Here is a 25576-nt window from a genome sequence, read left to right on the forward strand (position 1 = left end):
TCAACGACACAAATAAGCGGGTCCGCTCCTCATGGAGCGGACCCGCTTTTGTATATCGATCTATTTATAATGCTAAAACCCCGGCTTTCGCTGCGATAAGCTCTTTAGCATATTCATAAAGTTAGTGGTGTATTTCTCGGAAGAGAAATGCTGTTTAATATGCTTCTCGGCATTTTTACGTATCGTATTGCGAAGTGTAGTGTCCTTCATTAGCGATTCGCCTTGGATGACTGCTTGATTGACGTTGCCGCGCGCATACAGCTTCCCTGTTACATCATGAATCAGAAATCTACGGATTCCATCAGAGTCCGTTGTCAGCACCGGACAACGGCAGAGCATCGCTTCCGCTACCGCATAGCCGAAGCCTTCCAGAATGGAGGTCGAGCAGAGAAATCCCCCCGAATCCCCAATGACCGAGAAATAGTCTGCAATTTGTTCATGCGGAATGTTGGAATAGGCAATGAGTTTATGTTGTAATTGCAGGCCATTAACCCATCTGTCATAATGCTCCTTCTCCACCGGTTCGCCCAGTGTCGTATCGCCGAAGATCCACAGATACCCTTCAGGATGTTTTTGCAGCATGCGGGAACCGATGAGTAGAAACTCTCGCCAGTTCTTATTCGCCTCAATTCGGCCAACCCAGCCAATGATCGGAAACGGCTTCGGCGGGTAAGAGCTGTAGCCGAACCCCTCCGTATCGAGCGGGTCGTCGAAGCAGAAATGAGGGATGCCTTGCAGGTGTGCCGTCATCAGCTCCTGCAGATGACTCGTCTGCGGGTATAAGACGCCGTCTGCCGCCTGCAGCACGCGGGCCGATATATCGGTGAGCACCGCGCTGGCGGTTTGCAGCGTCCCTAAACCTTGAATTTCAAAGATAAGATGCCCTTTAAAGCCGGCCTTCTTGATCGTCAGCAGCATCGTCACATCTGTGCATACGACGATCGCATCGTAGTTTTGCCTCTGGATTAGCCTGCCGATGGAAGCCTCGTCATTCATCACGAACGTCGGAATGTCTTTAATATTTTTGCGCCCTTCGCCATCTAAGGAATAGAGCAGGTGGCATTCCACGTCCATTTTCATGAAGGCATGACAGCGGATCCGATTGAGTGTTTCCATGCCGCCGCTGGGATTAAAGAAGGTAAATAATAGTTTCATCCCAGATCACTCATTTGGGCAAAATTTGCTTTCACGTAATCAACCAGACTTTGCCTGCGGAACAGCTCATCGTACATCCCATCTTTGGCACAATAGGTGCTTGAATGTCTGTAGCCGACTGCATTGTGTTCCTCGTTATAGTAGTTGGACATGACAGCGGGAGCCGCTTTCTCCATCTCGTTGTACAACACAGTCAGATCCATCAAATCCTTGAATAGATGCGGTCCCAGGATGTAGCTGTATGGCGTTTGGATCATCTGAGAAGCGTGAAGCAAAGCTGTTGCCATGTTGGCATTCGGGAACCATTTGAAATCCGTCGTCGGATGGGAAATGAGCGACAGATCCGCCGTAACCCGCATGTCCGGAGAGAGATCCAGAATATAGCATGTATAGTTACTGAAGGTTTGCTCGTAGAGGTTCTCGATTCGCGCGATGGCCTCAGGGCTGGACTCCTTCACCGGAAATAGTATCGTCAAGTAGGGGGTAATCCCCCTGCGCATCCTGGCACGATGCCTCGCCAAGTGATACGCGTACCGCCATATGCGGTGCTGGGCAGTCGATTGCAGCGTTGCTGATACACTAAACGTAGAGTTCACGCGATAATCGAGAAGCTCCACAGGAATATACTTGATTTGGCAATGCTCGGTGATGCGCAGCCAGTAATCATAATCTTCTACCGGCACAAGCTCGTAGCCGTCAATCTGTTTGGCATAGATCGATTTATACATAAAAGAGACACCGATGAGCGAGGAATCCAGCAGCTTATCAATCGGCTGCGATTGATATTGGCGTTGAACTGCAAGCGTCTGCTCATCGTAGATCGGTTTGCCTTCGTTATCGACCGATTGGAACGAGCTATAAACAAGGCCAAGCTCCTGCGGTCCTTTCACTAAGGCATTACGAAGCGTCTCCAGAAATCTCGGATAGTAAATGTTGTCGCTGGACACCCAGGTTAAATAGGCAATATTGGGCATGTCGTGCAGAAGTTGAAAACCGGTGTTCAGCGCTTTGGCGACCCCCTGATTATAAACATGGGAAACGACTTGCACTCGCTTATCGCCTTGAATGAGCATGCGGACGAGAGGCTCCATTTCGGGCGCTCCATCAATGACAATAATTAGCTTAAACTGTTGGAACGTTTGCTTCAGCACAGATTCCAGCGCCGCTGCAAGAAACGCCGGTTTCTGCTTGTATAGTGGCATGACAACCCCTAAGTCGATCATACTGTCACTCCTTCCAATGCACCATCCTGTACTATTGTATTTATATGGCATCCGTTTGCTTGTGCGGCTATCCCTTGAGGCGTTCGCCTTTTATAAAAAAATGGGAATTCAGCGATAATCGCTAAACTCCCATCTTTGTCTATGGCACATTACACTAAGGCGTCGTTGAGAAAGCGGAAATTTCCTGCCAATCCATGGCAAGCATCTGTTGGCCATCAACGGGTAAACCAAATTCGTCAACCCCGAAAGCCGTAAAGGCAACCTCTGAAAGTACCCCCGATGCATTTACCTGTATTTCATAGGCAATGTCGCCTGAAATATTAAACTGACGTGAATCACTCGATTTTCCAGGCAAAATGTAGCCGGTTAGATAGATTAGCGTGAGCGTATTCGTCGTTGGAGGTACAACATAGACCTCGATCAACACCAGAGCCGTCGTGCTGGTGATGTTCCGTGCGTTTATAACAACACCTGAGGCAGGTGTCGGTAAATCGTTATGAATCAATCCGGATGAAAACGGCATGTCCTCACCTCCTATATGTCAATTAATTACATTTTATTCCTTTCATGTGATGTATGATTGGGAACTAATCCGCCTCCATACGCACATTTTTCAATCATTTCGTGATATTCAAACAAGCATTATTCGACAAACTTCGTACAATGCATTATGAGTTTATTAATGGATTCGTTTTAGAAGGAGGAAACATGACTAACTTCAACTTTCAAGTCACGCCGGTAGGACCGCCTAAGTTTGAACCGAGCGTTGCCGTGAATCTTCTCATTCCCGGCATCATGATTTCGGTTGCCGTCGATAACACATCAGGTTCCCCTCTGATTGGTTTGTATCGTTCCTTAGACGGCGGGTTCAGTTGGGCCAATAGCCTGCTTCCTTTGCCTCCGGGTTTTAATGGTGCAGAAGCTCCTGTTGTGTCGTATGGATTCCCGAATATTTTTCTCGTCTCCGCGCACGTTTTCCCGGGCGAAGAGTATGGGACAACGGTTGTCTACAAATCCTTCGACAATGGCGCGACATTTAGCGCTCCGCAAATCGTAGGTCCGGGCTTTGGTTCGTATATTAACAACGATGAAACGAACTGCACGGTTGATGCCTCGCAAGCAAGTCCGTTTATCGGCAATATGTATGTCACCTATAACCGTCAGTTCAATGTTGATAATGGCGGTAACTCCGTTGCCTTCTTCAATCGCTCCAGAGATAACGGCACCACCTGGGATCAACCTTTGCTGCTCTCGAACGAAGCCGATCAAGTGGAACGGCCCGACATCACAGTCGATCTGGTCGGCGTTATCGATGTTGCTTATATCACAGTGGACCCCAGCTTTAACTTCATCGTTCGTCAGTCGACTGACGGCGGCGCTTCCTTTCCAAACGCAGTCATCGTCTCTCAAGTTATCCCTGTTCCTTCACCTCTGCCTGTTCCGGGATGGGACTTCCGCGTACTCACCTTTGCCAATATTTCGACTGACCGTTCGGTTGGCCCCTTCACAAACCAAGCATATGCCGTATGGCAGGATAACCGCCTTGGCTATGCCGATATCTTTATGTCTAAGCGAGCACCTGACTCGAATAACTGGACGATACCGGTCAGCATTACGGGTGCTCCGGCAGGCACACAGAACTTCTTCCCCGCTATTGATGTCGATCCATTGACAGGGGTCGTCAATGTCATTTATTACAGCAACCAGGTCAGCCCAACAAATCTGGACGTCTTTGTAGCACGTTCGATTAACGGCGGTCAAACCTTCACGAATACCCGGATTACCAACGTTTCGTTCAACCCTAATGCCAGCAGCCCTACACCGGTACCGCTCATCGGCGATTATATCGACATCGTCAGCGTTCCCCCGGGCGGCTACATTGGCGTATGGATGGATACGAGTCCCGGTACATTCTGTATCTTCGCGGGTTATTCGGATACCATCATTCCATAGGTTCTTTGTACGCAAAAAGAGTCGAGCTCAAAGGCGGTAGCCCTCAGCTCGACTCTTATTTGGTTTATTTCAGCATGACGCCAAGTCGGCGGGCTGCTTCAATAACAGCAGGCGCCTGACTGCGCATGATTTCGGTCGTCAGCCGATTCGCCGGGCCGGACACCGACAATGCTGCGACCAGCTTGCCTGTGCGAGAGAAGACGGGCGCCGCTACAGCTGCCGCACCTTGCTCGCGCTCCTCCACGCTCATCGCGTAGCCGAGCTTCTGCCACTCAGCTATCTGCTCCCGAAACTGCTGCCTGTCGAAGGAAGCCGGCCACGAGGCGTCAGCAAGCAGCTCCTCGCGTTTAACCGGCTCCTCGAAGGCGATAAGCACCTTGCTTGAGGCGCCGACATACAGCGGCAATCTGGCTCCGATCGGAGCCACCCTGCGTATGGCCTGGATGCTCTGCACAGCTTGAATCCGGATCCGCTCATTGCCGTCACGCAGATACAAGCTGACGGTTTCCCCCAGCATATCGCGAAGCCGTTCCATCTCCGGCAGTCCGATAACCGCAGGGTCATCCGCGCCAGACATATTCGCCGACAGCTCCCAGATGCGAAGCCCGAGCTTATAGCGGTCCGATGCCGCATCGCGGGCTACGAAGCCACGCTCCTCAAGCGTAGCGAGCATGCGATGAACGGTGCTTTTGTGAAGCCCTACGCTATCGGCAAGCTCCGTCATGGCCCATTCTTTCTTTATCGTAAAGCAAAGCAATATATCCAGTGCACGTTCGACAGCACGAACCGTTGATTTTCCATCCTCAGCCATAGTAAGTCGGCTCCTCGCTATAGTTTCACTCAGTGAAACTTGGTTACAGTCAGTATAACGTAAGGATGGCGGCCCGGTAAAGCTTTGGCTTCCGATGCGGCTTATTTTACAGCCATGTTACAGGAGGTTAACATTACGTCGACACGCATTGACAGGCTACGGCTGCGCGCCATACCATAGGAATATAGCACTAGTTAAGCGCTTCCAAAAATATCATCGGCAATCGTGATCATAATCATTCTTCTTGAGGGGGCCTCCACCATGAGCACAACGACTTTGAGACCTGCACTCCCCGCAGCCGGCGGATTCCCGCCCGGACTGCTCCCCCCGCTGCTGCCTTCGCCGCAGGTGCCTGAACGGGCATTTGCAGGAACCCGCACTCGCCGCAAACATGCTGCGCTTGCTGTCCTGTCGGCCTTGGCAGCTCTGCTGCTGTTCACTGCGCTCGCCTTCCACGGCTATGTCGCATGGGTAATCGCGCATCCTTATGTACCTGCGTTATACTCTAACCCGAAGATGGCTCAAGGGCTGGATTACAGCGATGTTTCCTTCCCGAGCAAGAGCGGGCGAACTACCGTTCACGGCTGGTATATTCCTGCGGTCGGAACGGAAACACATTCCGACAGAACGGTGGTATTCAGCCACGGCTACGGCGCGAACCGTGAGGAAACATGGGTACCGATGTACGAGCTCGCTGCCCTGCTGAATCGGCTGCACTATAATGTATTCATGTTTGATTATGGCTACGCCTCTTCCGGACAGCGTTCGCCGGCTACCGGCGGCAAGGAAGAGTCCCAGCAGCTACTTGCGGCAGTCAACTATGCCCGCTCGCAAGGCGCGGACGAGGTTGTCGTCTGGGGCTTCTCGATGGGGGCAGGCACCGCATTGCAAGCAGCGCTGCAAACCGATTCGACGGACAGTATTGATGCGATGATTCTCGATAGTACGTTTCTCCCAAGCTCTGATTCCTTATATAATAATGTACGCCAGTATATGGATCTGCCTAAGTATCCATCTATCCCGATTATCGAATGGATGCTGCCTTTCTTTACAGGCGTAAACTTTAAACAACTGCCTGTTGAACAGGTGCTGCAAACGACCTATACTATGCCGCTCTTCATCATGCATGGCACCGCTGATGCGATAGCACCGGTGGCGACCGCAGAGCGGGTTTCCGCAGGCCAGTACAACTCGCTCTCACGCGAGTGGATCGTGGAAGGCGGCATGCACGAGATGCTGTTCCGCACGCATCCGAAGGAATACATTCAACGCGCGGCTCTGTTCCTCAGTCAGGTAGATGCAGCTCGTAAATCCACCACCGCCGCTTAAGTCCAAAATAAAAGGCTCTTCCTTGCAAGGCCGCCGATCGGGCAGTCTGCAAGAAAGAGCCTTTATTGTGGTTACTGCTTAAGCAGCGATAGAAACTCCGAACGGAGCGCTGCGCTTGTACGGAAATCACCGCGGACTGCCGACGTCACCGTCTTGCTGCCCGGCTTCTTCACGCCCCGCGCGCACATGCACAAATGCTCGCCTTCAACGACGACCATTACGCCATGAGGCTGCAGCACTTCATCCATGATATTCGCGATTTGCGATGTGATGCGCTCTTGCACTTGAAGACGGCGCGTTACTGCTTCAACCAGGCGTGCAAGCTTGCTTAAGCCTGCGATCTTGCCGCTTGGAATATAGCCGATATGCGCTTTGCCGAAGAACGGCGCCATGTGGTGCTCGCACTGGCTGTAGTACACAATGTCACGTACGATGACCAGCTCTTCATGCTGCTCGTCGAAAGTAACGCCCAGCACTTCGCGCGGGTCCACCTCATAACCTGCGAAAATCTCCTCGTACATCCGTGTTACGCGTGCCGGTGTTTCCAGCAAACCTTCGCGCTCCACATCTTCTCCGATGAGCTTCAATATTTCACGAACATGATGCTCTATTTGATCCTTATTCGATGAAACGGCTGAATTGACGTAATCTTTCCTGCCCGCCATATCTGCAACGTCTCCTTTCCTGTGAACCAATCCCCGGTACTTCTTATCTCCGTCCGCCCGGCCGATTGTTCCCCTTCGTAAATTGCTGGTTCTGGTTCTTCATCATTTGCTGCGCTTTTTGCATTTGTTGGTTATTCATATTGTAGCCCATTTGCTTTGCCATCTTTTTCAGCATTTCCGGATCGTTTTGCATCTTCTCCAGCTGCTTGCGCAAGTAGTATACGCCCGCGAAAAAGCCGCCAACAGCGCCGACTATGAGCGTAATGATCGAAATAATGACCGTCCACATTGTCATCTCACCTTGTCCTTATCTGTAAGTATATTGCAACTTATAATAGCATGTAGGACCATGCGTTCGCAAACAATCTGTAAATGAAAACAGGACCTCGTCCGACAGACTGAATCCTCCTTCATGTTGATAGGCATCCCAGAACCGTATCCGCAATCTGCAGCTCGGATATTGCTGCCCGCTTATTCTTGCCATACCGCGAAAATCTAACGAACCGTAGGAGTCTTATTCGGCCGAATCTCCGAGCTACGAAAATCTAACGAATCGTGGGGGCCTTATTTGTGCAAAACACCCGCAAACCGTCAAATAAGACCTCTACGGTTCGTTAGAGTTTTTTTGGAGGTGTTTTGGGGCAAATAAGCCCTGTACGATTCGTTAGATCATTCCTCATTCGAACTCGCACCGATATTCCCCACTTCGCTCGTAACCGATACTCTCACCCCCATATTCCACACCTCACTCGCATACACATTCGATACTCACACCCACATTCCTACCTCACTTGCTTGCAATCAATATTCGCCCTTCTTTCCGCACCTCACTCGCTCTTCGATACTCGCCTCCACATTCTGCACCTCACTCGCATCGCGCATTCGCCCCCATGCACTCGCCCCCCGCACTCAACGCGTGTAACAACGGTCGCCAGGCCTGTTCGATCCCATAAACACAAAAAAACCTGACCATCAAACAAGGTCAGGTTCACTCAACCAATCAATTCCTCTATTCAGCTGCCTTACCCAGCTAAGCTCCCGAGCTTAGCCCAGCACCTGCTCGATAAATACCGTCGTATGCTTCGCCATATCGATCTCACGGCTCTCGACGCTGTCATTTGACTCACGCTGGAGCACACGTACTATTGGCCGGCCCGGCAGTCCGCGGTGCTGCCCGACGACAATGCCCGTTTCCTTCGTCGTGAGCCGAACCGATACGCCGTTCGGATAGATCGAGACGATCCGCATGAAATGAACCAGGATCTCGTGATCCAGGCGCGTTCCCGACATCGCCATCATCCGCTCGCAGGCTTCATGCGGAAGCAGCCTTCCGGCGTCTCCGCCGCCGCTCGTGAGCAGGTTATCGAAGGTGTTGGCCACGGCTACAATACGGGAATACAGGTGAATTTGATCCCCAATCAGCCCGCGCGGCTCGCCGGTTCCATCGACATGCTCGTGGTGCTGAAACGCAACATGAGCGATGAGCAGACTGAACTCGCGTTTGGCCTTCAGCAGCTCGAAGCCTCGCCACGCATGGCGTTTAGGCTCCTCAATCTCTCCCTCTGCCTCAAGGTCCGACTTCCCGAGATCATGCAGCAGCGCACCGATTGCCAATTCCTTCAGCTGCACTTGATTCAGCTGCAAGCTGACGCCAAGCAGGGAAGAGATCATGCAGACATTCATCGCATGAATATACTCGGCATTATCACGCGTAAGGATGTCGTTCAATTGAACGAGCACATCCTTATTGCGAATGACATCGAAGAGCAAATCTTCAATCGTTAAGCTGATCGCGCGGGAGTTCAAATCTTTGCCGGAGCGAATCGAATCCATCGTCTCGGACATCTGCTTGATGATGCCGACTTTGGTGTCCTCCGACAGAATCTCCTCTTGCTCATCCATATCCTGCATGCCGGCATCTTTAATATAGACATTCGTGACGCCGATGCGCCTTAATGTGCTGATCATAAAGACGGTCAGCTGCACATTCGAGGAAAGCAGCACCGCCCCGTTGACGGCATAGATCGTCTTGCCAAGAATATCGCCTGGTTCAACCGCTTCGATATCGACATATTTCATGATGTCTACCTCTTCCCCATATCTTTACATCGAAGCTGTCGTGCTCTTAAGCGCGTCCTTGATTGCTTGCTGAACCGTTTCATCCTGCTCGCGCAGCGCCGCTGCCTTGAGCACTTCTGCCGCGTCCTCTCCGCCGATACGGCCAAGCGACCATGCAGCGGTTGCCCGCAGTTCAAAACGCGTATCGCTGCGCAGCACATCCGCAAGCGCAGGAACAGCGCTTGCATCCTTGAAATTGCCAAGCGCGATAACAGCGTTACGCTGGATCGGTTTCCTCCCGCGCCAAGCCGAGGAGCTATTGCCATACTGCTCCTTGAACGCCCGATTCCCCATCGTAAGCAGCGGTACCAGCAGCGGCTTCACTTTATCATGATCGGGAATAAGCTCCGGATGGTGAGTGGCGTTCTTCCCCTTGTTCTCGGGGCATACGACCTGGCAGGTGTCGCAGCCATATAACCGATTGCCGATCTTACGCATCAGCTCGTCCGTCACCACACCCTTCGTCTGCGTAACGAAGGAGATGCAGCGCTGTGAATTCAGCTGTCCCGGAGCTACTAGCGCGTCCGTTGGGCAAGCATCAATACAGGCTGTGCAGCTGCCACAGCTCTCCGTGACAGGCGCATCCGGTGGGAGCGGCAAATTCGTAATCATTTCGCCGAGGTACACATAGGAGCCCCACTCCGGCGTAATAATCGAGCAGTTGCTGCCAATCCAGCCGATACCGGCCCGCTCCGCTACTGCACGATCTGACAGCGCTCCCGTGTCCACCATGCTTAAGAAGCGTCCTTCAGGCACGCGTTCCAGCAGCCAAGCTTCCAGCCGCCGCAGCCGCTCGCGCAGGACGCCGTGATAGTCGTCTCCCCAAGAGGATCTTGAAAACAACCCCCGCCTTGCTCCCGGCTCCGACTTCGGTGGATCCACGAGCTTAGATGGATAGGCGACCGCAATCGCAATAATGGATTTCGGATCTTCGAAGAGCAGCGAAGGCTCCGTCCGTTTATCAAGGTCCGGCTCTTCGAAGCCAGACTCATAGCCAAGCTCCCGGTGCCGAACCAGCCGCTCTTTCAGCGCTGTGAACGGCTCCGCGGAAGCGATTCCGATTTTATCAATGCCAAGACTCGCCGCAGCGTCCTTCATCTCGGCTTTTAACTGTTGCCAGTTGATCGTGTTCATACTGCTCCCGTCCAACTCGGAGTCTCCTTTAAGCTTACAAATGGTTCAATTTAGAGATCGGCCACAGAATGAAATCCGCGCGGCCAAGAATCATATCGCGCGGCACAGCCTGAAACGACCGGCTGTCGCGGCTCGCCTTATTATGGCGGTTATCGCCCATAACAAAATAATGATCGGCTGTGACCGTTTCCGGCCCATAATCCGAATCTTCAATTTCCGTGTCCGTATACGACTCTACAACGAGCTTCCCATTGCGATACAGCTGACCCTGGCGAATCTCGATGGAGTCACCGGGCATCCCAATAATCCGTTTAACCAAATACTCTTTATGTTCGATTCCGTTCGAAGGGTCCTTCAGGATGACCACATCGCTTTGCTTCGGATCGCCCATTAAGTAAGAAGCCTTATTCACAAACAGCCATTCCTTCTCATACAAGGTCGGCTCCATGGACTGCCCCTTAACCGTTGAGAGGTTAAACACGAATACATTTAAGCAAAGAACGACCGCGGCGGCAATCGCCAGCGTGATAAACCAGCTGCGCAGCTCAGCAACCCAGGGCGACAGTGGCTTCGACTCCCTACGAGAAGAGGAAATAGAAGAAGAAGCCCCTGCTGCCTTTGCTTTCACCTTGACCTTCGGGGAGCTCGATCGTTTGCGCGGCCCGAATCCTGCTTGCTCCGAAGACTCCGTATCCGAACCGGGATTGACGTTCATAGCTGTTACACCTCGCCCATATGTTTGTTCCACGCCTCAAAATAACCGAGAATAAGGTCATCATTGAAAGGGGCTTGTCCGTTCTCGATCCGCTTCAGCAGCGCACCGAGCCCCTCCATTACTTTTCGGTTAACTTCTTCCGAATAGTGATAGGCAATCTTATGGAGCTCATATTCTTCTTGATCGACGACTTGCGCTTTCCCTCCGCGGGGCACGATAACATCAAGGTCATAATCAATGTAGGTAAGAACATCATGTTTGAAGAAGAGAGGGGAGGCTACATTGCAATAGTAGCGAACGCCATGATCCTCGAGCAGGCCAACTACATTGAACCACTCGCCGGGGATAAAGAAGGATACTGCAGGCACTCGGCTAATCCACTGCTTGCCGTCTGCCTCTTGAATCGGTGTCTGCCTGTTGATGAACACATGCATCGATTCCGCCGCATGCTCGCTTGCCAGCTGCTCTGTCGGAACCTGCCAATTCTCCAGCCACATCCGGTGCAAATGGCCGTTGTTCTTGAAACTCTTGATAACACAAGGACGGTACGTAGTCATAAGCGTAATACTCCTAGTGAGGTACTTTCTTACTATAAGAAAAGCATATCTGTACGCCAAAATCAATGACGCACTAGATATGCTTGTCCATAATTGCTTATTTATAAGTGCTTGAGTCGACTTGCTGCCTAACCGGCAACAATACTTAGTTTCTGAAAGGAACGGAAAAAGTCCGTTGTGGCATAACCCAATGATTCATAAAGCGAAAGAATCGGCTCGTTATGTTCGTCAGCCGTCACCATGATTTTCGTTACATTCCGTTGCTCAAATCGTCCGCGCAGGCAGCGAATCAGCTCTTTACCCAAACCTTGACGTTGATAATTCGGATGTACGGCAATACGGTAATAGTACCCTCTGCCCTTGTCTATCGTCCCGATAATGATACCTGCGATTTCATTTTCAACCGCGGCAACGAGCACCAGCTCACTGTCCCATGATAGTTGGCGGCCGAAAGCCTCCATCGTTTGTTCATAGCACTCTTCTGACAGCACAGTCTCCAGCAGTTCCGTAACGGGCCGATAATCAGCTAATTGGAAGGATCGAACGTCCATAACTTTAAGCTCCTCTTCAAACGCAGTATGGAAATAACGGCATTGCTAGGGAAGAAATGAACTTCGCTTCACGCAAACAGCGACAGCCCTTCTTCTTTAGGTAAAATTAATAATACGACAAATTAGCTCGAATTCCTTCTAATATCTTTAAAAAACCTTAAAAAATATAATAAATCTACATATTCCTAGTGAAAACGCTTTAAATTAAGCGTTTTCATAACATTAACCCTATCAATCGTCCCAATAGCAAGTAAAAAAGTGCCGCATGGGCACTTTTTCTCACGAATGCTTCATATAATGCGCTAATGCTTCCCGCCATGGTCTTAGGTCTTGCAAGCCAGCTCGCTTGATGGCGGCATGGCTCATGACGGAATATGCCGGCCTGGCTGCAGGTCTCGGGAAATCCGCTGTCGAACAAGGTTCGATTACGACCGAATTGGCCATCCCCCTGCTCTGCAAGATCTCCTGCGCAAATTCAAACCATGAGCAGCTTCCAGTATTTGAAGCGTGATAGATGCCATACTTGTCGGTCTGGACAAGCTCGATCAGGAATGCGGCCAGATCGAGCGTATAGGTGGGCGAACCGATTTGATCGCTGACAACCTTCAGCCGGTCTCGTTCACTGGCCAGCTTAAGAATAGTCCGGACAAAGTTGCTGCCGTATTTTCCATAAACCCATGAGGTGCGCACGATGTAAAACCGATCGAGCAGCGATGCTGCTTCCAACTCACCGGCGAGCTTCGTTTGCCCATAAACCGTTTGCGGATTGGTCGGCTCCTCGATCTCGTAAGGTTCACTGCCTTTGCCGTCAAAAACATAGTCCGTGCTGATGTAACAAAGCTTGGCGCCGCATGCCTTCGCTGCCCCAGCAACGTTATGTGTGCCCAGTGCATTAATCCGGTAGGCTTCCTCCACGTCGGTTTCCGCCTTATCCACCGCCGTGTAGGCTGCGCAATGGATAATCACATCCGGGCAGTAGGCACTCACGACGTCGGCGCATTGCTCCGAATTTGTTATATCCAGCTGCTCTCGTCCATAGCCCAGGATATGAATTCCCGGCCGGACCTTTAGTTGCACGAGCTCTTTTCCCAACTGACCGTTGGCGCCTGTGACGAGAATCCTCAGTTCATTCAGATTGGCAGCTGTCATGAGCGGCCAGCCAAGTAAGCACCTGATCGAATTTGCTCGACCCAGGCTTGATTGTTCAAATACCATTGGATCGTGGATTTGATACCGGATTGGTAATCATATCGAGGCACCCATCCCAGTTCATTACGAATCTTGTCCGCATCGATGGCATAACGGCGGTCATGTCCTAAGCGATCTTGGACAAACGTAATAAGTGAATCCGGCTTGCCAAGCTCCGACAGGATCGTAGAAACCACTTGGAGATTGCTGCGCTCGTTGTTTCCGCCCACGTTATACACCTCACCGGGACGTCCTGCGTGAAGGACGCAGTCAATCGCACTGCAGTGATCCTCGACATACAGCCAATCGCGCACATTAAGTCCATCTCCATAGACAGGCAGCGGTTGATCGGCGAGCGCACGCTGAATCATGAGTGGAATCAGCTTTTCCGGAAATTGATAAGGCCCGTAATTGTTGGAGCAGCGCGTAATATTCACGTTCATGCCGTACGTTTCATGATAGGCACGGACTAGCAGATCGCTTCCCGCTTTACTGGCTGAATACGGACTGTTCGGCGCAAGCGGCGTCGACTCCGTGAACAACCCTGTGTCGCCGAGTGTCCCATACACTTCGTCGGTGGATATATGGACGAACTTTGCCACATGATAGTGTTTGGCCAGATCAAGCAGCGTCTGCGTGCCAAGCACATTCGTTCGGATGAAAATATCCGGCTGCGCTATACTGCGGTCGACATGGGATTCAGCGGCAAAATGAATGACAGCATCCATGCCCTCCGCGAAAATCGGCTCCATAGCAGCGCGATCCGCGATGTCCGCCCGCACGAACCGGTAGTTGGGAAGATTCGCAATCGCCGTTAAATTAGCCGGATTGCCTGCATAGGTCAGTGCATCGACATTTATGAAGGTGTAGCCGGGATATTTTGCTATCATATACTGAAGATAATTGCTGCCGATAAATCCGGCTCCGCCAGTTACAAGCAGTTTCACAGGCCTACCTCACCCTCCGTAATAGAAATTTTTCTCCGCAGTGGACAGAGGGGGATGACCCCGATCTTTATCCGACAATATCGGATTCGTTACCGGCCAATCAATCGCAAGCAGCGGATCGTTCCACGCAATGCCGCGGTCATGCTCCGGTGAATATTGCTCATCTACTTTATATTGCACCTCGCAGTTTGGGACAAGCGTACAGAACCCATGGGCAAAGCCCTGCGGAACGAGCAGCTGTCTTTTGTTCGAAGCGCTTAGAATGAATCCTTGCCAATGGCCGTATGTCGGCGACCCTGCGCGAATATCCAGAACAACATCATAAATCGCTCCCGCCGTAACGCGGACGAGCTTCGTCTGCGCTTTCGGATTCAATTGATAATGGAGCCCGCGAAGCACGCCTGCTTCAGCTGACAACGAATGATTATCTTGCACGAAGGCATGGGCAGTACCATGCTTTGCGAATAACGCCTGATTGTAGCTCTCTGTAAAAAAACCGCGATGATCGCCATGTACCGCAGCTTCGATCAGTTTGACGTCTTTTAGCTTTGTTTCGTATATTTTCATCGTTGCTCCCCATTTGAACGACATTCCACTCGGACTATATCAAGAAGTTCTACTATATATAGATATATACAAAATAAGTTGGTATTGCCTTTAGGCGTCTGTGGTTTTTCATGAAAATAGACAGCTTTATTTCATTTTCCATGAATTGCAAAGTTCAAATTTGATCATGCTAGAAGGTGTTCCAAGGGAGTTGTCAGCAGGTCGTACTTTACAAACATTTATGTTGATTTATTGCCCGAGAACGAGCATAATGGAAATGAAAAACGATACATATTATAGGAGGTTTTTGAACAATGGCACACCAATTGCCCGCTTTGCCTTATGCAAACAATGCGCTTGAGCCGCATATCGATGAAACAACGATGATGATTCACCACGACCGTCATCATAACGCTTATGTAACTAACCTTAACGCTGCTCTTGAGTCCGCTCCTGAGCTTGCAAGCAAATCCATCGAGGATTTGATCGCTGATCTGAACAGCGTACCGGAAGCTATCCGCACTGCTGTTCGCAACAACGGCGGCGGCCACGCTAACCACTCCCTCTTCTGGGAAACAATCGGACCAAACGCTGGCGGCGCACCAACAGGCGCGATCGCTGATGCTATCGCAAGCGAGCTGGGCGGCTTCGATCAATTTAAAGCTGACTTCGCGAAAGCGGCAGCAACTCGTTTCGGCAGCGGCTGGGCTTGGCTTGCACTTAGCCAAGACGGCAAGCTGAAAGTTTACAGCCTTCCGAACCAAGACAGCCCGATCATGGAAGGCGACACGCCTCTTCTTGGTCTGGACGTTTGGGAGCACGCTTACTACCTGAACTACCAAAACAAACGCCCTGACTACATTGCAGCGTTCTGGAACGTTGTAAACTGGTCAGAAGTTGGCAAACGTTACGACGCAGCGAAATAAGTTTCATTCGCATCCGGAGACCTTCGTGCTATATGCACGGAGGTCTTTTTGCTTTCATTTCGCGAAAACCGCGTCTATATACCTAACATGATTTTGTGATTTTCAAAGGAATTCTTCATTATTTAGACAATTCGAACTATTTTCATGTTATAATTCCTCCCATATAGCTAAGTAGAGAGATGGGGATACCTGATGTTTGATTGGTTGGGATTTCGCAAAGGGCTGCCTTTATGGCGGTCGTACAAGCTGAATGCAGGGATGAAGGATGATGTAGCGGATATTTTTGAAGGCATCGCAGATACGCGGATGGATATTCTCACGGCATGGACGACGGAATATTGGGATCATCTGGATCGGCTGCACCATCAGCTGTCCTTTCGCCAGCCCGGAGCGGCAGAAGACGAAGCTTGGGATCCCGCCACATTGGAGCGTTTATTCGCAGGAACTCGCGCACGTGCGTCGGATTTCTCCGAGATCTTCCTGCTCGGCGAAGACAGCCGCGTTGTTTTCTCAACAGAGACGCGCCATAGCGGCGAGCATTATGGAACGGGCAGTCTGCTGGAGCCGGGTTTGGCTTATTCGAAGGGTGGTGCTCCGAGTGGCCGCAACTGCTTATTCGGACCTTATGCTGATCCATGGACGCTGAAGATTGGGCCGAGCTCTTCTTCTTTTCACGATAAAATGACCCTGCTGTTCATCTCTCCAATCATGCTTGGCGGCAAGTGGAGAGGCGCACTCTGCGGCCGAGTTCCAAACGATGTCATCGGCGACCTCATCCAGCGCGAATCCGGGCATGTGTATCCCGATTCCGGGGACAACTATCTGTTCATGGCGCGCCCCGTGTTGAATACTCATATTGCACCGGGTACGGCTTTATCGCGAAGCAGGTTCGAGGACCGCACGTTTACGCATGGCGAGAATTTGAAGGACGGTGTAACTACAGATTGGGGCATCGTTTCCGTGAAGGAACACACAGAGCTGGAGCTAGTCTTCACGGATCCTGCTACAGGTCAGCTTCACCCCGGTGTGGCCAACACGATCCGAAACGGCAGCAATCTGTTCGTGGAGTTTCCCGGTTATTCGGATTATCGACATATTCCTGTTATCGGCAAAGGTGTTACCTTCCAGCTTCCCCACTGCCCGGATGTATGGGGGATGATGTGCGAGGGCGATTTGGAGGAAGTGTATCGCATTCGAAGCATTCGCTTCACCCAATTCAGGCATGCTTTAAGCTGGCTAGCCGCTCTTGGTGCACTGGGTACCATTCTCGCGTACTGCTTATTCACGAACGCCATGCCTGTTGCCGGGGCCATTATTGTTGGTCTTTTCAATTTCGTGTTCGGATTGGCCATGATGTGGTCCTTGGATCGCAAAGGCAATCTGGTGACCTCTCTCCAAATGCGAAGGCTGAACCAGTTTATCCGTATTAATGCCGAGGGGAAAGGAGACCTTACTCAGCGGCTTGATACGAGCTTGTTCCCGCCTAACGAAACTCGCGAGCTTGCCAAATGGATTAATAATATGATCGACTCCCTCGAAGGCGTTATGCTGCAGGTGAAGCTTGCTTCCGGCGATGTATTGACGAATCAACGCGCGCTGCTTGAGACCACCGGAGCGACCGCAAGCACGACCGAGCGTGTCAGCAGCCGGATCGGGGATATGATTCTCAGCATTCGGAATCAGCTGAAGGATATCGACATCGCCAAGGATGTGGCCGGCGAGATGCGAGAAACGCTTCGTCTGCTGGAAGATAAGGCATCCGCCAACATCAGCGTGGCGCAAGGGGAACTGCTCCGCATCGGCGATAAAATGGAGCAGATAGCCGGCCGCGTAACGGAAACGAACCGGTCTATCGAATCGTTCATGAAAACAACGAATGAAATTCGCAATGTTCTCGGCGTCATTGAGGAAATCTCCGCACAAACGCATCTGCTTGCACTGAATGCTTCCATTGAAGCGGCGCGTGTCGGCGAGCAAGGCAGAGGTTTCGCTGTAGTTGCGGGGGAAATCAGGAAGCTGGCGGCCCTCACCAAGAAGTCGACGGAAGAAGTGCACAGCATCGTCCAAGATATTTATGTCCATGCCCAGGACGCTACAACTACGATGGCCCAGGGCACGCTTGTCGTGTCTGAGGGGACGGCGCTCGTCGCGGCGGCTTCCGAGCTGCTCAGCAGCACCCAGGAAGATGATTCGCTGAAATCGCAAATTATCGACGAGGTCGTTGTGATTATGGAGAAGATCGCGGCGGTCAGCAAGCAAAATCGCACCATTTCAACAGAGGTTGAGGGCAATGTGCAGGAGCTGCTCGGCGATTTCGTCAACGTCCGCCATACCTCCAATCATGTCGAGGCCATTACAGCGTTCCTGCAGCAGCTGGTTGGACAGTTCCAGCTGAGCGAGGATCGGAAGCGGTAAGCGAACTAAGTGAAGTGCGTGAGCGGTATGGGAAGATACCTAGCCCTTCCGATTGCAGTTGCTGCAATTGGAAGGGCTTTTTTGCTTTTTTGGCGATTGGCATCAGTCGTAGATCGGGGTGTGGGGGCCAAGTTTGCCTGTGAGTACGCTCAGCAGCTCCCGGTTGAATTTCTCCCTCTCGTCGTAGAATAGGCCATGCCCGCTTTCTTCAAAGGGGATGAATCTGGCGTTCTGAATGCCTTTATGCTGCAGCTCGCCAAGGGCGAACGGAACGATACGGTCATGCTTGCCGTGCAGAATCGTTGTCGGCACATGGACATGGGCTAAGTCGGCGCGAAGATCCTCATCCCGCAGCGCCTTCGTCCCTCCAATGGCACCATAGGGAGATGCCTCGAATCCGAGACCGTTGAACCATGTACGGAACGGATCACTGATTGGCTTGTGGAAGAACAGCCGGCCGAAGCCGTCAATGGTCTTCGGTCTATCGGTCATGAGTCCAAGGAGTGTGGCGTCCGATTCAGCGGCCGGTTTGCCGAATGGATAGCCCGGCCGCTGGGTCATCAGCGGTGCGGCTGCGGCGGCAAGGACAAGTCCGCACATTCCGCGGGCGGCGTGCCGTGTAATATAGCGGATGGCGATGGCACCGCCCATGGAGAAGCCGACGAGTGTCGCGTTTTGGATGCCGAGCGACTCCACCACCATTCGAATATCGTCAGACATTCGATTGTAATTGTACCCATGCCAAGGGGCATCCGACTTGCCAAAACCCCGCAAATCGATGCTGATGCAGCGAAAACCGTATTTTGGCACGACATTCAGCTGGTACTCCCACATTTGGCGGTTGACCGGCCAGCCATGTACGAATACGACCGGTCTGCCGTATCCGACATCTTCGACGTACACTTTGACGCCGCGCTCTACTTCCACATAGAACCCCATCGATCAGCCACCTTTCTCCCATCTCTATATGTATACCAAGAGGCGGCTGCATAGTATTGAAACGTACCAAAATCGAACACCAGATAGGCGATAGCCGCATACACTGAACCGAGACATTTACCTATCCACGCTTTTGGAAAAGGAGTTTGATACATGAGTTACTACACGTATATTCCTGGTGCGCCTGCTGGCTATTCCAGTAAATATTCGGATTGTGGCTGCGGCGGACCACGCGCGTTCCCCGGCGGAGCAGGCGGCATGCTTCCCGGAGGCGGCGTATTCCCTGGCGGTGGCGGGGGCGGCGGCATGTTCCCCGGCGGTGGCGGCGGCATGTTCCCTGGCGGCGGGGGCGGCGGCTTCCCTGGCGGCGGGGGGGGCGGCTTCCCTGGCGGCGGAGGCGGCGGCTTCCCTGGCGGCGGGGGCGGCGGCTTCCCTGGCGGTGGAGGCGGCGGCTTCCCTGGCGGCGGAGGCGGCGGTTTCCCTGGCGGCGGGGGCGGCGGCTTCCCTGGCGGCGGAGGCGGCGGCTTCCCTGGCGGCGGGGGCGGCGGCTTCCCTGGCGGAGGCGGCGGCTTCCCTGGCGGCGGAGGCGGCGGCTTCCCTGGCGGCGGAGGCGGCGGTTTCCCTGGCGGCGGAGGCGGCTTCCCACCACCACCATTCCCAGGACCTGGGCCATTCCCACCACCACCTCCTCCGTTCCCATTCCCGGTTCCAATCCCTATTCCGATTCCGGGGCCAGGACCATTCCCAGGACCAGGACAGCGATTTGTGAGAGTCGTCATCAACGGCGGAGCGTTCTTCCCTTGGGTAACACAGGTTTATAATGTAAGACATTTCCCTGGCATGACCATAGCGCAAGCGCTGGCAGGCACAGGTGTTGTACGCTTTGGCAATAACGGCCGAATTATCTCCGTCAACGGAGTTGCTACCATTGGCAGTGTCGACACCATTCTGCGTCTCAACGGTCGCCGTATTCCGGAGTCGCTGCTGTACCTGCCGGTTCAATTCAACGACACCGTTGGACTTGAGCTCATCGCAACCCCAATCGGCGGCCCGCGCGGTGATGATGAGTATTTCGGACTTCACCCCGACCAGATTGAAAATAACTACGAGCAGCTTCAGCGCTTGGAAGAAAACAACCAAGGCTAATCTGCACATCAAAAACCGCCCGCAGTCAATTACTGCGGGCGGTTTTTTGTAGTTTGGAAGCTGGTTGTTTCACAAGACACTGCGCGGTTACGTGGTCAAAGACCTACCGCTAATCTTTTAGCGGTTATTCCGTTTACAGCACTGTTTTCGCATGTTTTCGAACTTCGAAAGCGGTATATCCGCTAACAGCCGCCGAAACCGACGATAATTGGACAGTTTCACCTCTCGAACATCATCGATAGCGGCTATTCCGCTTACAGCTGTAATTCCACATGTTCCTCCCCCTCGAGAGCGGTATATCCGCTATCAGCTTGCAATTGGGGTTAGTTTCCTCATATGTGCCACCATCGGCGCATTGAGACGACTCCCCCAACTCTCGAGCTCATTTCAACGCTGTTTCAGCGGTGATAGTTGGTTTTTCCCACTCTCAGCATCCGGGGCGGAGATAGATTAGTTAAACCACTGAGAGTTCCATTTTTCGACTCTCAGCTTCATTTCAGCGCAGTTTCGACGGTGAGAGTTCCATTTTCGAACTCTCGCTCCTACTCACGGCGCCAAGCTGGTTTGTTGAACCGCTGAGAGTTCCGTTTATCGACTCTCAGCTTCATTTCAGCGCAGTTTCGACGGTGAGAGTTCCATTTTCGAACTCTCGCTCCTACTCACGGCGCCAAGCAGGTTTGTTGAACCGCTGAGAGTTCCGTTTCTCGACTCTCAGCTTCATTTCAGCGCTGTTTCGACGGTGAGAGTTCCATTTTCGAGCTCTCGCCCCTACTCACGGCGCCAAGCTGGTTAGTTGTACCGCTGAGAGTTCCGTTTATCGACTCTCAGCTTCATTTCAGCGCAGTTTCGGCTGCGAGAGTAGGATTTTCCGACTCTCGCTTCCACAAACAGCGCCAACTAGGTTAGTCTGACCGCAGCCCCCCCGCCTACAAACAAAAAGCGGATGCACAGCCTACCGGCTGCCCCATCCGCTTCAAAAAAAGTATTAGTGCGTGCTGCTCGCTTCTTCCTTGATCGCTTTCAGGCGCTTCATGACGTCGTTTGCGCCGCGGCCGTAGTAATCGTGAAGCAGGTTGTACTCGGCGTACAGCTTCTCGTAGACGGCAACGTTTGCCGGGATCGGCTTGAACGTTTCCTCGCGAACGCGGGCCATAGCTGCCGCTGCGTCAACGACGCTGTCGTAGCCGCCTTTGCCCGCTCCGGCTGCTACTGCGCCAAACATGGCGGCGCCGAGCGCCGGCGTTTGCTTCGATGCCGCGATTTTGATCTCGCGGTTCGTGACGTCTGCGTAGATTTGCATCAGCAGACGGTTCTTCTGCGGCAAGCCGCCGCAGGCGTAAAGCTCGTGCACTTCCACGCCGTTGCTGTGGAAAGCATCGATGATTTTGCGCGTGCCGAATGCAGTGGCTTCCAGCAAGGCGCGGTAAATTTCCTGCGGCTTCGTGAGCAGCGTCAACCCCACCAGCATGCCGGTCAAGTTCGTGTCGACGAGCACGGAGCGGTTGCCGTTCCACCAGTCGAGCGCGAGCACGCCGGATTCGCCGACGTTCAGCTCAGCGGCCGCCTTCTCCAGCCATTCGTGGACGCCGATTCCTTCACCTTTGGCCGCTTCGACGACATAAGCAGGAACCGCCTCATCCACATACCAGGCAAAAATATCGCCAACCGCCGATTGCCCCGCCTCATAGCCAAAATACCCCGGAATGATGCCGTCTTCCACCACGCCGCACATACCTTCCACTTGCTTCTCTTCCGAGCCAAGCAGCATGTGGCAGATCGAAGTCCCCATCGCCATAACCAGCTTGCCCGGTGTCACCACGCCAACTGCCGGAACGGCAGCATGTGCATCAACGTTGCCGACCGCAATGGCCGTGCCTGCAGCAAGCCCCATGCGTGCGGCCATCTCAGCTGTAAGCTCGCCGGCCTTTGTACCGAGCGGAAGAACATCGCCGCGCAGCTTCGTTTCCGCCAAATCCTCGAGCCTCTCGTCAAGCGCTTTCAAGAAGGCGCGGTTCGGATAGCCGTCTTGCTTATGCCATACCGCTTTATAACCGGCTGTGCAGCTGTTGCGTACAATGTTGCCCGTCATTTGACCCACGACCCAGTCGGTCGCTTCAACGAATTGATCGGCTGTTTCATAGATTTCCGGTGCTTCATTCAAAATTTGCCATACTTTCGCAAGCATCCACTCCGAGGAGATTTTGCCGCCGTAGCGAGGCAGGAATGCTTCTCCGCGTGCCGCTGCGATTTCATTGATGCGGTTCGCCTCATCCTGCGCCGCATGGTGCTTCCATAGCTTCACCCAGCTGTGCGGGTTCTCCTTGTAGGCCGGATCGAAGCAAAGCGGCTGCCCCGCTTCATTAATCGGCAGCATAGTACAAGCGGTGAAATCAATCCCAAGACCGATAATATCGGCAGGATCAATGCCGGATTCACGCACAACCGCAGGCACGGATTGCTCCAGCACCTCCATGTAGTCGGCCGGATGCTGCAGCGCCCAATCATGCTCCAATTTTAAACCGCTTTCAGGTAAACGCTCATCAATTACATTATGGCGATAAGGCGTAACATGCTCGGCAATCTCAGCACCATCGGACAAACGAACAAGCACCGCGCGGCCGGACTCCGTACCATAGTCAACACCAATAGCATATTTAAAATTCATGATTAGGCCTCCTAAAATAATGTACACTGCTACTTCCGATTACGTTATAGATGACTTCCTAATCCGAAACTCCCTGCCTTCTACTTCTGCCCGTAATACGCGTTCTTGCCATGCTTCCGCAAGTAATGACGATCGAGCAGGTGCTGGTCCATCGGCTGGACCTGCGGGTTCAATTGGAAAGTATGCAGCGCCATCTTGGCCGCTTCCTCTACAACAACGGCGTTATGAACCGCATTATGCGCGTCCTTCCCCCAGCAGAATGGCGCATGGCTGTACACGAGCGCAGCCGGGACTTGAAGCGGATCGATGCCGCCTTTCACGAAAGCCTCAATGATGACATTGCCCGTTTCAAGCTCGTAAGCGCCGTCAATTTCAGCCTCCGTCATCGGACGCGTACAAGGAATTTCCCCGTAAAAATAATCCGCATGCGTCGTGCCCAGCGCCGGAATCGCGCGTCCCGCTTGTGCCCAGCTTGTAGCCCACGGTGAGTGTGTATGCACAATGCCGCCAATCCCTTCAAACGCCTTGTATAGTGCCACATGCGTCGGCGTATCCGATGATGGACGAAGGCTGCCCTCCACAACATGGCCTTCTAAATCCACCAAAACCATTTGCTCAGCGCGCAGCTCCTCATAGGGCACACCGCTTGGTTTAATGGCAACCAATCCGCTTTCGCGGTCGATGCCGCTCACATTCCCCCATGTGAACGTCACAAGCCCATAACGAGGCAGCTCCATATTCGCTTCCCATACTGCTTGTTTCAATGCTTCCAACATACGCCCGCTAACTCCCCTCGCCAGGTCAATTGTAAGCCCATTATAACTTGTACGTACAAGTGTGTCACGACTTAATTTATAGGCTGCATGGGAACAGGGCCGGTAGATTCACGAACGATCAGCTTCGGTTCATAGATCACATCCGCGATACGTTCCTGCCCGCTGCGCCGCTCGATTATAGACATAAGCAGAGCTACGGCATCCTCGCCCATCTTCGTCTTGGGATGCTCGAACGTGGTGAGCTTCACTTCCGTTGCGGTCGCAAGCGAAGCATCATCAAAGCCGACCATAGACAGATCACCAGGTACACTTAGCCCGCTTCGACGAGTGATATCCAGCAGCCGCACGGCCAGCTCATCGTTATAACATACGATAGCCGTCGGACGTTCCGCCGGGTCAAGGCGCAGCAGCTCAGCCAGCATAGCAGCAGGCTTAGTCAGCTTCTCCTCGGTCGTATAACGAATGATCATTTCAGGTTGAAGAGTGATCTTCCGCTCTCTTAGACCTCGCATAAAGCCGCGCATCCGGTGTACACCTTGAAAGTCGTCCGTCTTGAAAAATCCTGCAATCCGCTGATGCCCCAGCTTCACCAGATGCTCTACCGCGCGGAAGCCGCCCAGCTCGTCGTCCACCTTCAAGCAGACCGCATCGAGATCGCTGTATCGCTCATTCAGCATGACATAAGGGATATTCCTCGCCTCCAGCGCCAGAAAATAATCCAGATTCGGATTGCCCTCCGCACTCTTGGTAGGCTCAATAATCAGTCCGCCAAGCTGCTGCTGGAGCAGCATAGACTCCAGATTCTCACGCTCCCGCGACTTCTCGTTCTCCGTACTCGAGAGCAGTAATCTGGCTCCCTGCTTCCGCAGCTCCGACTCTACGCCACGCACAATCGTCGGAAAAATATAATCCGAAATATGCGTCGTCATCATCCCAATTGTCAGCTTCTGCTGCGGCTCTATACGGGACTGACCCTTCTCTACATCCGATACAAAGGTCCCTTTGCCCTGAGCACGGTATAACCAGCCCTCGGCTTCCAAGTCGCCAAGCGCCTGGCGAACAGTCTGCCGGCTGAAGCCGAATCGCGATGCAATTTCATTCTCAGACGGAAGCTTATCATGGGGCTTGAACTGCGCCATCGCGATCCACGAGACGATCTCCTCTTTGAGTTGAATATATTTGGGTGGAAGCTGTTCCTTCATGGCCAAGCACCTCTATTTTCTTTTGTTTCCGCCAACTTGTATGGAAGTAGTATAGCATGCACGCAACTTGTACGTACATACAAGTTGCGAGACCTCCCTTTCTAGCACCATAAGTATAAAAAACTAGACCTCCGCGCAATTTACAAATACGACCGGTCAGCAGTAAGATGATAGCAGCACGGCCATATTGAAAGGAGGGTTTGCATGCCCGAAGGCAATCGTTATCTGCGCATGACGATATTTTTGCTTGCGGTATTATTTGCAGTTTGTATTGTCATTCAAGTGTACTTAGCCGGAATGGCCACTTTTATCGATGGTACGCATTGGTCAGATCATAAAAACTTCGTCCATATTATTGAACCGGTGCCGCTGGCGATATTCGTCCTGTCTTTCTTCGGCCGCGTGCGGGGAGCCGTTCGCTGGATTGGACTTGCCATGCTTGTACTTGTTATGGCCCAATATGCGACCGCCCATTTGAGCGACAAGCTTCCTTACTTCTCTGCTACCCATCCTGTTATTGCTATGATTCTGCTTTGGTTGTCCGTTTACACGGTGAAGCGCTCCTATCAAATATGGCGCCGTACGGTATAGCAAACAAAACCCGCATGGACCGTT

At 52.5% G+C, this 25576-nt stretch carries 24 protein-coding genes; 6 read left to right on the plus strand and 18 right to left on the minus strand.

All coding sequences use genetic code 11. The features are described 5' to 3' along the window. Window positions 1–72 precede the first annotated feature (72 nt). The 3 genes from AC50Y3_RS23405 to AC50Y3_RS23415 form a co-directional block, all read right to left on the minus strand. Window positions 73–1155 (minus strand): glycosyltransferase family 4 protein, encoded by a 1083-nt coding sequence (locus tag AC50Y3_RS23405; protein ID WP_494821136.1) that lies wholly within the window; start codon window positions 1153–1155, stop codon window positions 73–75. Beyond that, window positions 1152–2378, minus strand: coding sequence for a glycosyltransferase family 2 protein (locus tag AC50Y3_RS23410; RefSeq protein WP_494821137.1), 1227 nt, complete (start codon window positions 2376–2378; stop codon window positions 1152–1154). Before AC50Y3_RS23410 ends, AC50Y3_RS23405 begins: the two co-directional genes overlap by 4 nt. Window positions 2379–2532: 154 nt before the next feature. Next, window positions 2533–2901: a hypothetical protein gene (locus tag AC50Y3_RS23415; RefSeq protein ID WP_494821138.1), complete on the minus strand. Its 369-nt coding sequence runs from the start codon at window positions 2899–2901 to the stop codon at window positions 2533–2535. A 185-nt stretch (window positions 2902–3086) separates the two neighbouring features. Between AC50Y3_RS23415 and AC50Y3_RS23420 the strand changes: the two genes are divergently transcribed. Then, a complete protein-coding gene (locus AC50Y3_RS23420; protein WP_494821139.1) occupies window positions 3087–4331 on the plus strand; it encodes a sialidase family protein in 1245 nt (414 codons plus the stop codon). Between the two features lie 64 nt (window positions 4332–4395). Here the strand turns inward: AC50Y3_RS23420 and AC50Y3_RS23425 are convergent, their stop codons facing one another. Further along, window positions 4396–5142 (minus strand): IclR family transcriptional regulator, encoded by a 747-nt coding sequence (locus AC50Y3_RS23425; RefSeq protein WP_494821140.1) that lies wholly within the window; start codon window positions 5140–5142, stop codon window positions 4396–4398. A 261-nt stretch (window positions 5143–5403) separates the two neighbouring features. On the opposite strand from AC50Y3_RS23425, the gene AC50Y3_RS23430 reads away from it, so the two are divergent. Beyond that, complete coding sequence (locus AC50Y3_RS23430) at window positions 5404–6471, plus strand: alpha/beta hydrolase (RefSeq protein ID WP_494821141.1); 1068 nt, start codon at window positions 5404–5406, stop codon at window positions 6469–6471. Window positions 6472–6542: 71 nt separating this feature from the next. Here AC50Y3_RS23430 and folE read toward each other — a convergent pair whose 3' ends face one another. The 10 genes from folE to rfbC all read right to left on the minus strand — a co-directional run bounded on the left by folE (window position 6543) and on the right by rfbC (window position 14913). Next, complete coding sequence (gene folE / locus AC50Y3_RS23435) at window positions 6543–7136, minus strand: GTP cyclohydrolase I FolE (protein WP_494821142.1); 594 nt, start codon at window positions 7134–7136, stop codon at window positions 6543–6545. Between the two features lie 43 nt (window positions 7137–7179). Continuing rightward, window positions 7180–7425, minus strand: coding sequence for a YneF family protein (locus tag AC50Y3_RS23440; protein WP_494821248.1), 246 nt, complete (start codon window positions 7423–7425; stop codon window positions 7180–7182). A gap of 755 nt (window positions 7426–8180) precedes the next feature. Beyond that, on the minus strand, window positions 8181–9215 hold the full coding sequence (locus AC50Y3_RS23445) for an HD-GYP domain-containing protein (protein WP_494821143.1): 1035 nt from the start codon (window positions 9213–9215) through the stop codon (window positions 8181–8183). 24 nt (window positions 9216–9239) lie between these two features. After that, window positions 9240–10388, minus strand: coding sequence for a tRNA epoxyqueuosine(34) reductase QueG (gene queG, locus AC50Y3_RS23450; protein WP_494821249.1), 1149 nt, complete (start codon window positions 10386–10388; stop codon window positions 9240–9242). Window positions 10389–10422: 34 nt separating this feature from the next. Then, on the minus strand, window positions 10423–11103 hold the full coding sequence (lepB, locus tag AC50Y3_RS23455; RefSeq protein WP_494821144.1) for a signal peptidase I: 681 nt from the start codon (window positions 11101–11103) through the stop codon (window positions 10423–10425). Between the two features lie 5 nt (window positions 11104–11108). Continuing rightward, on the minus strand, window positions 11109–11660 hold the full coding sequence (locus tag AC50Y3_RS23460) for a DUF402 domain-containing protein (protein WP_494821145.1): 552 nt from the start codon (window positions 11658–11660) through the stop codon (window positions 11109–11111). Between the two features lie 128 nt (window positions 11661–11788). Beyond that, on the minus strand, window positions 11789–12211 hold the full coding sequence (locus AC50Y3_RS23465; RefSeq protein ID WP_494821146.1) for a GNAT family N-acetyltransferase: 423 nt from the start codon (window positions 12209–12211) through the stop codon (window positions 11789–11791). A gap of 279 nt (window positions 12212–12490) precedes the next feature. Beyond that, a complete protein-coding gene (gene rfbD / locus AC50Y3_RS23470; RefSeq protein ID WP_494821250.1) occupies window positions 12491–13336 on the minus strand; it encodes a dTDP-4-dehydrorhamnose reductase in 846 nt (281 codons plus the stop codon). A gap of 20 nt (window positions 13337–13356) precedes the next feature. Further along, window positions 13357–14346 carry a dTDP-glucose 4,6-dehydratase gene (rfbB, locus tag AC50Y3_RS23475; RefSeq protein WP_494821147.1) on the minus strand — a complete coding sequence of 330 codons (990 nt, stop codon included), beginning with the start codon at window positions 14344–14346 and terminating at the stop codon, window positions 13357–13359. Window positions 14347–14355: 9 nt separating this feature from the next. Beyond that, window positions 14356–14913: a dTDP-4-dehydrorhamnose 3,5-epimerase gene (rfbC, locus tag AC50Y3_RS23480; protein ID WP_494821148.1), complete on the minus strand. Its 558-nt coding sequence runs from the start codon at window positions 14911–14913 to the stop codon at window positions 14356–14358. A 293-nt stretch (window positions 14914–15206) separates the two neighbouring features. Here rfbC and AC50Y3_RS23485 point away from each other — a divergent pair, with 293 nt between their 5' ends. Together AC50Y3_RS23485 and AC50Y3_RS23490 are read left to right on the plus strand one after the other, a co-directional pair. Further along, window positions 15207–15818 (plus strand): superoxide dismutase, encoded by a 612-nt coding sequence (locus AC50Y3_RS23485; RefSeq protein WP_090978782.1) that lies wholly within the window; start codon window positions 15207–15209, stop codon window positions 15816–15818. Between the two features lie 192 nt (window positions 15819–16010). Next, window positions 16011–18233, plus strand: a complete 2223-nt coding sequence (locus AC50Y3_RS23490) for a methyl-accepting chemotaxis protein (protein ID WP_494821149.1) — start codon at window positions 16011–16013, stop codon at window positions 18231–18233. Window positions 18234–18335: 102 nt separating this feature from the next. Here the strand turns inward: AC50Y3_RS23490 and AC50Y3_RS23495 are convergent, their stop codons facing one another. Further along, a complete protein-coding gene (locus tag AC50Y3_RS23495; protein WP_494821150.1) occupies window positions 18336–19172 on the minus strand; it encodes an alpha/beta fold hydrolase in 837 nt (278 codons plus the stop codon). Window positions 19173–19325: 153 nt separating this feature from the next. Here AC50Y3_RS23495 and AC50Y3_RS23500 point away from each other — a divergent pair, with 153 nt between their 5' ends. Further along, complete coding sequence (locus tag AC50Y3_RS23500) at window positions 19326–20318, plus strand: hypothetical protein (protein WP_494821151.1); 993 nt, start codon at window positions 19326–19328, stop codon at window positions 20316–20318. A 985-nt stretch (window positions 20319–21303) separates the two neighbouring features. On the opposite strand, the gene AC50Y3_RS23505 is transcribed toward AC50Y3_RS23500, so the two are convergent. From AC50Y3_RS23505 to AC50Y3_RS23515, 3 genes are all read right to left on the minus strand, one after another. Next, on the minus strand, window positions 21304–22983 hold the full coding sequence (locus tag AC50Y3_RS23505; RefSeq protein WP_494821152.1) for a ribulokinase: 1680 nt from the start codon (window positions 22981–22983) through the stop codon (window positions 21304–21306). An 80-nt stretch (window positions 22984–23063) separates the two neighbouring features. Then, window positions 23064–23759 (minus strand): L-ribulose-5-phosphate 4-epimerase, encoded by a 696-nt coding sequence (araD, locus tag AC50Y3_RS23510; protein WP_494821153.1) that lies wholly within the window; start codon window positions 23757–23759, stop codon window positions 23064–23066. A gap of 71 nt (window positions 23760–23830) precedes the next feature. Next, window positions 23831–24961 carry a GntR family transcriptional regulator gene (locus AC50Y3_RS23515; RefSeq protein ID WP_494821154.1) on the minus strand — a complete coding sequence of 377 codons (1131 nt, stop codon included), beginning with the start codon at window positions 24959–24961 and terminating at the stop codon, window positions 23831–23833. A 204-nt stretch (window positions 24962–25165) separates the two neighbouring features. Here AC50Y3_RS23515 and AC50Y3_RS23520 point away from each other — a divergent pair, with 204 nt between their 5' ends. Then, entirely contained in the window at window positions 25166–25552 is a 387-nt protein-coding gene (locus tag AC50Y3_RS23520; RefSeq protein ID WP_494821155.1) for a DUF6220 domain-containing protein, read from the plus strand. Window positions 25553–25576: the final 24 nt, after the last annotated feature.

This window comes from Paenibacillus sp. J22R98 (assembly GCF_059383835.1).